The sequence below is a fragment of the Janthinobacterium sp. FT14W genome, from assembly GCF_009208755.1.
In the GTDB taxonomy this organism is placed as follows: domain Bacteria; phylum Pseudomonadota; class Gammaproteobacteria; order Burkholderiales; family Burkholderiaceae_D; genus Janthinobacterium; species Janthinobacterium violaceinigrum.
In genome coordinates this window covers 1-553 of sequence record NZ_WFLL01000128.1, presented here as the reverse complement: position 1 = coordinate 553, position 553 = coordinate 1, and the positions used below count along the sequence as shown (strand labels likewise).

Sequence of the window (553 nt, the reverse complement as noted above, 5' to 3'; positions counted from 1 at the left end):
GATAGGGAAGCCGTAGAGAAATCGAGTCCGAATAGGGCGATCAGTCGCTGGGTGTAGACCCGAAACCAAGTGATCTACTCATGGCCAGGATGAAGGTGCGGTAACACGCCCTGGAGGTCCGAACCCACTAATGTTGAAAAATTAGGGGATGAGCTGTGGGTAGGGGTGAAAGGCTAAACAAACTTGGAAATAGCTGGTTCTCTCCGAAAACTATTTAGGTAGTGCCTCAAGTATCACCATCGGGGGTAGAGCACTGTTATGGCTAGGGGGTCATTGCGACTTACCAAACCATTGCAAACTCCGAATACCGATGAGTGCGAGCTTGGGAGACAGACGTCGGGTGCTAACGTCCGGCGTCAAGAGGGAAACAACCCAGACCGCCAGCTAAGGTCCCAAAGATTGGCTAAGTGGAAAACGAAGTGGGAAGGCTAAAACAGTCAGGATGTTGGCTTAGAAGCAGCCATCATTTAAAGAAAGCGTAATAGCTCACTGATCGAGTCGTCCTGCGCGGAAGATGTAACGGGGCTAAGCCAGTCACCGAAGCTGCGGATAT

General features: G+C 51.0%; 1 rRNA gene. It reads left to right on the top strand.

The features are described from left to right. Positions 1–553, top strand: a 23S ribosomal RNA gene (locus GCN74_RS28285); the annotation flags it as partial.